The 7315-nt window shown below is 64.6% G+C and carries 9 protein-coding genes; 5 read left to right on the top strand and 4 right to left on the bottom strand.

Annotated features, from left to right (window positions below; genetic code table 11):
- The first annotated feature begins 312 nt into the window (after positions 1-312).
- On the top strand, positions 313-1461 hold the full coding sequence (locus HUK84_RS07820) for a patatin-like phospholipase family protein (protein WP_176639784.1): 1149 nt from the start codon (positions 313-315) through the stop codon (positions 1459-1461).
- Between the two features lie 18 nt (positions 1462-1479).
- Here HUK84_RS07820 and HUK84_RS07815 read toward each other — a convergent pair whose 3' ends face one another.
- Together HUK84_RS07815 and HUK84_RS07810 are read right to left on the bottom strand one after the other, a co-directional pair.
- A complete protein-coding gene (locus tag HUK84_RS07815; protein WP_246285519.1) occupies positions 1480-1950 on the bottom strand; it encodes a DUF192 domain-containing protein in 471 nt (156 codons plus the stop codon).
- 85 nt (positions 1951-2035) lie between these two features.
- A complete protein-coding gene (locus HUK84_RS07810; protein WP_317135256.1) occupies positions 2036-2710 on the bottom strand; it encodes an MBL fold metallo-hydrolase in 675 nt (224 codons plus the stop codon).
- A 148-nt stretch (positions 2711-2858) separates the two neighbouring features.
- Between HUK84_RS07810 and HUK84_RS07805 the strand changes: the two genes are divergently transcribed.
- The 4 genes from HUK84_RS07805 (at position 2859) to HUK84_RS07790 (ending at position 6012) form a co-directional block, all read left to right on the top strand.
- Positions 2859-3932: an XdhC family protein gene (locus HUK84_RS07805; RefSeq protein WP_176639782.1), complete on the top strand. Its 1074-nt coding sequence runs from the start codon at positions 2859-2861 to the stop codon at positions 3930-3932.
- A complete protein-coding gene (locus HUK84_RS07800; RefSeq protein ID WP_176639781.1) occupies positions 3929-4549 on the top strand; it encodes a nucleotidyltransferase family protein in 621 nt (206 codons plus the stop codon). Before HUK84_RS07805 ends, HUK84_RS07800 begins: the two co-directional genes overlap by 4 nt.
- Positions 4550-4635: 86 nt before the next feature.
- Entirely contained in the window at positions 4636-4986 is a 351-nt protein-coding gene (locus HUK84_RS07795; RefSeq protein WP_176639780.1) for a RidA family protein, read from the top strand.
- Between the two features lie 312 nt (positions 4987-5298).
- Positions 5299-6012 (top strand): CHAP domain-containing protein, encoded by a 714-nt coding sequence (locus tag HUK84_RS07790; protein ID WP_176639786.1) that lies wholly within the window; start codon positions 5299-5301, stop codon positions 6010-6012.
- Between the two features lie 60 nt (positions 6013-6072).
- Here HUK84_RS07790 and HUK84_RS07785 read toward each other — a convergent pair whose 3' ends face one another.
- Both HUK84_RS07785 and rsfS read right to left on the bottom strand, forming a co-directional pair.
- Positions 6073-6528, bottom strand: a complete 456-nt coding sequence (locus HUK84_RS07785) for a 23S rRNA (pseudouridine(1915)-N(3))-methyltransferase RlmH (protein ID WP_176639779.1) — start codon at positions 6526-6528, stop codon at positions 6073-6075.
- 36 nt (positions 6529-6564) lie between these two features.
- Positions 6565-6993 (bottom strand): ribosome silencing factor, encoded by a 429-nt coding sequence (gene rsfS, locus HUK84_RS07780; protein ID WP_317135257.1) that lies wholly within the window; start codon positions 6991-6993, stop codon positions 6565-6567.
- Between the last annotated feature and the right edge of the window lie 322 nt (positions 6994-7315).

Here is a 7315-nt window from a genome sequence, read left to right as displayed (position 1 = left end):
CCCGGCAGGGCCAAAGACACTAGCAAAAACCTAGCCACTCCGTCAAGGCTCCAAAACCCCAACCAGCGGTGAACAGCGATCTACACAACACACTCATCACCGTCAACTGACCGCCCTGGCAAAAATGACAAAAAACCGCTCCTCCCTCGACGAACCGAGGGAAAACCGCGCTTTTTGCCGACATAAAAAATTCACGGGAGCGATCGCCATCCCGAGGGCTCCGCGCGAATCCTTGATTCACCCCTCGACCGCTCTATCCTCGCCGCGACGGCCGCCGGGCATTGCGCCCATACCCCAGGGACGCAGCGCATCATGCCCACCAATTTCCCGCCCCATCCCGCCCGCCGGAACGCCGCACGGCAAGGACCGGTCGGACTGGTCCTGCAGGGGGGGGGCGCCCTGGGCGCCTACCAGGCCGGAGTTTATCAGCAGTTGCATGAAGCGGGACTGGAGCCCGACTGGATCGCCGGGGTTTCGATCGGCAGCATCAATGCCGCACTGATTGCCGGCAATCCGCCCGAACAGCGCGTACAAAAGCTTCGTCAATTCTGGGAATACGTGACCTCGCGCAAGATCTGGATCGGCGAGACGCCGGCGGGCGATTCGATTCGCAAGATGCATAATGCCTGGTCGTCGTTCGTGACCAGCACGCTGGGACAACCCGGCTTTTTCCGCCCGCGCCTGGGCAATCCCTGGCTGGCCGGACGCGATATCCATGCCGCCACCAGCTATTATGACAGCACCCCGTTGCGCCGCACCCTGGAATCACTGATTGATTTCGACCAACTGAACGAATCCGGCATTCGCCTGGCCTGCGGCGCAGTCAATGTGGGCACCGGCAACTTTATCTATTTTGACACGGCCAATACCAGGCTGACGATCGACCATGTCATGGCCAGCGCGGCTCTGCCGCCGGCCATGCCGATGGTGCAGATCGGAAAGGACTATTACTGGGATGGCGGCATGGTGTCGAACACACCGCTGCAACATCTGCTGGACCATGTCGAACGCGACGGCATGCTGATCTTTCAGGTCGATCTGTTTTCGGCGCGTGGTCCGGTTCCGCGCGACATGTTCGACGTGCAGGCGCGCACCAAGGACATCCAATATTCATCCCGCACGCGACTGGTCACCGACCATTACCGCGCGCTGCACCGGCAGAAACTGCAGATCCGGGCCCTGCTGGAGCGTATCCCGCAAGGCGACTGGACCGAGGACGATCGTGCGCTGTACCGACATGTGTCGGCCCTGCCCGCCATCAGCATCCTGCACCTGATCTATCAGGAACAGGCCTATGAAGGGCAGACGCGGGATTTCGAATTCTCCGCGGCCTCGATGGAAGAGCATTGGGATGCCGGCGCACGCGATACGCGGGCCACGTTGTCACATCCCGAATGGCTGCGCCCACCGCCTGACGATGCGGGCGTCATCGTGTATGACGCACACCGCCCGGATCGCTAGGGCCGCCAAAGGCGTGTGTCAGCCCGCACTGGCCGCCAGCGCCTTGCTCTCCACTTTGTCACCGACGCGTATCCCCAGCTTCTCGGTCAGGCCACCCTGCAATTCCAGCGTCGCGCGCACCGGCCCATGGCTGCTGATGCGCGCCAAGCTTTGCGGCACCGCATTTTCACTGATCGACGAAATCCGTCCATCCGTGCCGATAAAGACGATGTCCAGCGGCACCAGCGTATTTTCCATCCACATGTCGCTCTGCTGCGGATAGGGCCAGACGAAGATCATGCCGCGATCAGCCGGAACCGATGTCCTGAACATCTCGCCGACACGCTGCTGCCGGGGCGTGGCCGCCAACTCCACCGAGAAGACATGCTTCGCCCCATCGCGGCCGGTGATCGTCAGGGTTTCGCGCGGCAGCTCCGGCTGCGCCTTGGTCGGCGTGTCGTCCGTCTCCTGCGCATGTGCGATCCCGATGACGTCCCCGCCAGCCAGCATGATGCTCAGGCTGCAGATCGCGGCAAATATGTGCTTATGCCCCATGATGATCGCTTTTTCCTTCATAATGTCGGTTGCATCGCATTCAGTGCAGGAGCGGATTGCCGCGCCGTTCCTGGCCGATCGTGGTCATGCCGCCATGGCCAGGAAGGATCGTCACGTCATCCCCCAAGGGCAGCAGCCGTTCGGCAATCATCCGGATCAATAGCGGCCCATCGCCGTAGGGGAAATCGGTTCGACCAACCGAACCACGGAAGAGCGTATCGCCCACGAACGCGAACCGGGCATGCGCATCATGGAAGACGACGTGACCGGGCGTATGGCCGGGGACATGGCGCACCAGGAATGTCCGGCCCAGAAGCGACAAAGTGTCGTTATCCGCCACATACCGGTCAACCGCAACGTCCTGCATTCCGTCCAGCCCGAAATGCGCGGCCTGCGCCGCGATGCCGGACAGCAGGAACGCGTCGCGCGCATCCGGCCCGATGACCGGCACCATCGCTCCCTGCCGCCGCGACGCCGCGGTGCGCAGCGCATCTGCACCCCCCGCATGGTCCAGATGGCCGTGAGTCAGCAGGATCGCATCCAGCGTCAGATCGCGTGCCTCCAGCTCACGCATTACGCGCGGTACATCGCCACCGGGATCGACCACGACGGCATGGCGGCTGACCGGATCCCACAGGATCGCGCAATTCTGCTCGAACGCGGTCACTGGCACGACCAGCAGATCCAACCCGTCCAGATCCGAGGAAAACGACACTGGGGCCTCCTTGCCGATCGTGCGGCCGGGTATGGAATTCGGACATGATGGATGCCCGCTCTGCTCTGTACGCCCCGAGACACGGACGAGCAAGCCGCCCATCCGCGCCTTATGGCCTGTCTATATTCAAGCTGATAGAGTGCTGCCCATGACGCCTCACCCCTTGCCCCTCGACCCACTGGATCTGGCAATTGCCTGGGCCGAAGCCGGCGAGCAGGCCGCCCTGGCGATCGTCGTGGCCACCTGGGGCAGTTCGCCGCGCCCGCCCGGCAGCATGATGGCCGTCAGCGCCACCGGACGGATCGAAGGATCCGTCAGCGGCGGTTGTGTCGAGGCCGCCGTGGTGGATGCGGCCGCCACGGCCATGGCGCACGGAGGCGCCGAATTACTGTCCTATGGCGTGACGTCCGAGCAGGCCTGGGCCGTAGGTCTGGCCTGCGGCGGGGAGCTTGATATCCTGGTCGAGTCGATCGGACCAGCCGGCTCATTGCCGCTCGATTTGGCGCGGCGGGCTGCCGCCCTGCGGCGTGCCCGCCGCGCGGTCATCCTGACGACCAACCTGACCGACAGGCAGCATGTGCTGATCGAAAAGACGGCCGATCGATTGCACGTCGTCGCGGGCGCGCCGCCGCCCGACATTTTGCGGCCGGGCCTGGAATCCGTTTTTCGCAACGGCCGAAGCCAGCGGCAGCGAGACGCGGAGGGACGCCTCTGGTTCCTGCACCTGCTGACCCCGCCCCACCGCCTGCTGATCGTCGGCGCGGTGCATATTGCCCAGGTTCTGGCACCGCTGGCCGCGGCGGCCGGCTTCGGCGTTACGGTGATCGATCCGCGCGCCCAGCTTGCCACACCGGAACGCTTCCCCGGGATCACGCTGCAGGTCGATTGGCCCGACGAGGCCCTTGAGCGCATCGGCATCGACAGCCACACCGCCATCGTCACCTTGACCCATGACGCAAAGCTCGACGACCCCAGCCTGCGCGTCGCGCTGAACAGCCCGGCCTTCTATATCGGCGCGCTGGGATCGCGCAAAACCCAGGCTTCCCGGCTGATGCGCCTGCGTGAAGACGGTTTCGATACCGATCGGACCGCCCGCATCCGCGGCCCCGTCGGACTGGCGATCGGCGCCACCGGCGCACCGGAGATCGCCCTGTCGATCCTGGCCGAGATCGTGGCCGTGCGGCACGATGCCCCGCTTGCCCATCAGCGCGGCTGGACATGACCACTCGACCCAGGTCCGTCGCCGCAATCCTTCTGGCCGCCGGCCGGTCCACGCGCACCGGCGCGCGTCATAAATTGCTGGCGTCCGATCGGGCGGGCGTTCCAATGGTCGTCCGCACGCTACGGGCCCTGTGCACCAGTCCGGCCCGGCCGATCATCGTCGTCCTGGGCCATCGCGCGGACGATCTTCGGGCGGTCATCGCCGCACACGCCCCGTATGAGCAGGACGTGACGACCTGTCTCGCCGCCGATCACGCCGATGGCCTGTCGGCGAGCCTGCGCGCCGGCGTGAGAGAGGCGGCACGTCACCGGCCATCCGGCGTCCTGATCTGCCTGGGCGACATGCCAGGGCTGAAACCCGACTTGGTCGCCCGCCTGATCGCCTGTCACCGAGAAGCCGCCGCCCCGGCCATCGTCCCTGTCCATGGCGGGCGGCATGGCCATCCCGCGCTGTGGGATCGCGCCATGATCCCGGAACTGATCGCCCTGCGGGGTGACCAGGGCGCGCGGGGACTGATCCGCGCCCTGGGCACGCGCGTAAGGACACTCGACGCTGATCCGTCGATCCATCAGGATTTCGACACAGCCGAGCAACTGGATGATTTTGCCCGATCCTAATCGCGCCTCGAGTTGACCGACGCCATCCCGGTATCGGACAAGAGGAGCACGCGGCCCGCCGCGGTCGCATCACGAGGAACTGGCCCATGAGCAAGATCATCCGCACCGAACCGAACGCGATCCTGTCGAAGGTCGTCGAATATCACGGCTTCCTGTTCACCCAGGGCTTCGTCGCCCGCGACCTAAAGGCCGACATCGTCGCCCAGACACATGACGTGCTGGAGCAGATCGACGAGGCCCTGGAGCAGCACGGCACCGACAAGACGCGCCTGCTGCAGGCGCAGATCTGGCTGAAGGACATCAAAGATCGTGACGCAATGAACGGCGTATGGTCGGCCTGGCTGCCCAAGGGTGGCGCGCCTGCCCGCGCATGTGTCCAGGCAGTGATGGCCGCCCCCGAGATCCTGGTCGAAATCATGATCGTCTGCACGAAGTAGTAAGAACGGCGGAGGACACGCTTCCATCGCGATTCCATCTGTCGCATTTCGGCAACGGATTGCGATTCCCGGATATTTGAAGGCCGGCCAGGGCTTCCTGGCCGGCTTTTTCGTGGGAACCAAAATTTTTCATTCAAAAACTGGAATCTGGATCAGAGATCAAGGAATATATTCCTAGTTATTTCGACTGGCTGGTGAATTTTAATAAAATTTGACCAGTCTCCTCCCAGAAATGCGGCCACGTCTTGTCAGGGTTGCAACCGCCTTGCTACGCCTCGTTGCACAGTGATTTGGCAGGTGGGATTCTTCGGGATGCGGGCAGGCGGTTTGGGACGTTCTTTCCTTTTATCACTGGCGGCCGCTTCCCTCGGTTTGACCCTCTCTCCCAAGGCGGATGCCCGGACGCATCGCGCGCACCATGCGCATCGCAGCATCATGCATCATGTGGTATATCACCGGCATGACGGCGGCCATGTGATTCAGTGCGTGGCTTTCGCCAAGGCCGATTCCGACGTCGCCTTGCACGGCAATGCGGCCAATTGGTGGTACAACGCCGCCGGGGTCTATGCCCGCGGCTCTGCCCCCGAATCCGGCAGCATTCTGAATTTCCGCGCCAATCGCCGCATGCCGCTGGGACACGTCGCAGTCGTGACCGACATTGTCGACAGCCGAACCATCACCATCGACCAATCCCACTGGGCCCAGCGCGGCATCAGCCGCCATGTGTCGGTCATCGACGTGTCGCCCAACAATGACTGGACGGCCGTGCGTGTGGCGTTAGGCCATAACGGCGCCTATGGCAGCATCTATCCGACCTATGGCTTCATCTATGCGCGTCCGGACACGACCGGTCACGTCATGATGGCCAGCAGCGAACGTGCCGTGCCGCATACGCGCAACGACGCGCCCAGCGATCTTCGCCGCCCGATGACGTCGACCGAAGTGGCCGAGGCGCCGGAAAGCCTGCCGGTCGTGACCTATGGCCACGCCTTCCGCGACGACGCGCCGAATCGCTCCATCCGCTGATATTCATCGTTTGGGGCAAAAAGGCGTCATTTCCAAATCCCCGGCCCGGGACAGGACCGGTCAGGGCCGCCCCGCCCGGTGGTACGGATGGCCGGACGCAATCGCCCGCGCGCGATAAAGCTGTTCGGCTAGCAATCCCCGCACCAGCATATGCGGCCAGGTCATCGGCCCCAGGGAGAGCGTGTCATCCGCGCGCGCGAGCACGCTGCCATCCAGTCCCTCTGCCCCGCCGATCACGAAGCAGAGCGGCCGTGCCAAGCCCATCCAACGTTCGACGACGCGCGCGAAAGCCATGCTGTCATGGGTTCGCCCGCCTTCATCCAGCGCGACCGCGAACGCCCGCTCCGGCAAGGCCGCAAGCAGCCCCTGCGCCTCGCGCCGCTTGATCTCGACCGCCGCCCCCCGGCCCTCGGCAATTTCCACCAGATCCAGCCGCGGCGTCAGTCGCGCGGCATAACGCTGGAACAGATCGTGCTCGACACGATCCTTCATGCGCCCGACAGCGATCAACCGCATTCCGTCCTCGCCTGAAACAGAATGTGCGACCGGGCCTTATCCCTCGGCCGGCGGCACGTCCAGTTCGGCGCCCCACATGCGCTCTAGCCCGTACATGGCCCGAGCCTCGGCCTTGAACAGATGAACGACGATATCACCGGCGTCGATCAGCACCCAGTCCGACCCGCTGGCGCCTTCGATCAGCACTCGCTTCGAGCCGGCATCGCCGAGCTTGCGTTCGATATGCGCGGCCATGGCCGCGATCTGGCGGTCCGCGAGTCCGGTCGCGATCACCATCCGGTCGGCGAACGCCGCCCGACCGGTCAGGTCCAGCACCACGATGTCCTCGCCCTTGTTGTCAGCGATGCTCTCGGTGATGATGGACAGGTATTTCTCCAGTAGGCTGGTTTCCGCCGGCTCGCGCTTCACCGCCTTGGCCGGCCCGGCGACCGCCGCCTTCTTGCGCGGCGTGCCCGGGGCCTTCACCGCGCCGGCAACCGCATGCGTACCGCCGGAGGCGCTTCTGCCGGCTGTGCCGGACGTCTTCTTGGTTGCCGTGCGACGAGTGGTGCCCGTATCGGCCGGAGGCTTCCTGGCGATGATCGTCTCTCCTGATGCATGAGGCGCAGGCGGTTCGGACGACGATAACGCACAACCCCGGTCCAATGCCCGCAATTCCGTTGCTGATATACCGATCTGGGGAGCCGGAAGAAAGGCCCAAGCACAAGGCACGCAATCCGCCAGGATCGTCGCCTGCCGTCCCGGCCGGCGCCAGCGGGCCAGGGCCAGCGCCGCTTGCCCCCGCAGC

Source organism: Nguyenibacter vanlangensis (assembly GCF_013376155.1).
Taxonomy (GTDB): Bacteria; Pseudomonadota; Alphaproteobacteria; order Acetobacterales; family Acetobacteraceae; genus Gluconacetobacter; species Gluconacetobacter vanlangensis.
The sequence above is the reverse complement of the archived record's forward strand: the minus strand, read 5'-3'. Positions and strand labels throughout refer to the sequence as shown.

Bases quoted from the DNA above. Each gene is read 5' to 3' on its own strand.
- HUK84_RS07815 (WP_246285519.1), bottom strand. From the start codon at position 1,950: ATGCTGGCTGGCGGGGACGTCATCGGGATCGCACATGCGCAGGAGACG.
- HUK84_RS07795 (WP_176639780.1), top strand. From the start codon at position 4,636: ATGAGCAAGATCATCCGCACCGAACCGAACGCGATCCTGTCGAAGGTC.
- HUK84_RS07820 (WP_176639784.1), top strand. From the start codon at position 313: ATGCCCACCAATTTCCCGCCCCATCCCGCCCGCCGGAACGCCGCACGG.
- HUK84_RS07785 (WP_176639779.1), bottom strand. From the start codon at position 6,528: ATGCGGTTGATCGCTGTCGGGCGCATGAAGGATCGTGTCGAGCACGAT.
- HUK84_RS07805 (WP_176639782.1), top strand. From the start codon at position 2,859: ATGACGCCTCACCCCTTGCCCCTCGACCCACTGGATCTGGCAATTGCC.
- HUK84_RS07790 (WP_176639786.1), top strand. From the start codon at position 5,299: ATGCGGGCAGGCGGTTTGGGACGTTCTTTCCTTTTATCACTGGCGGCC.
- HUK84_RS07800 (WP_176639781.1), top strand. From the start codon at position 3,929: ATGACCACTCGACCCAGGTCCGTCGCCGCAATCCTTCTGGCCGCCGGC.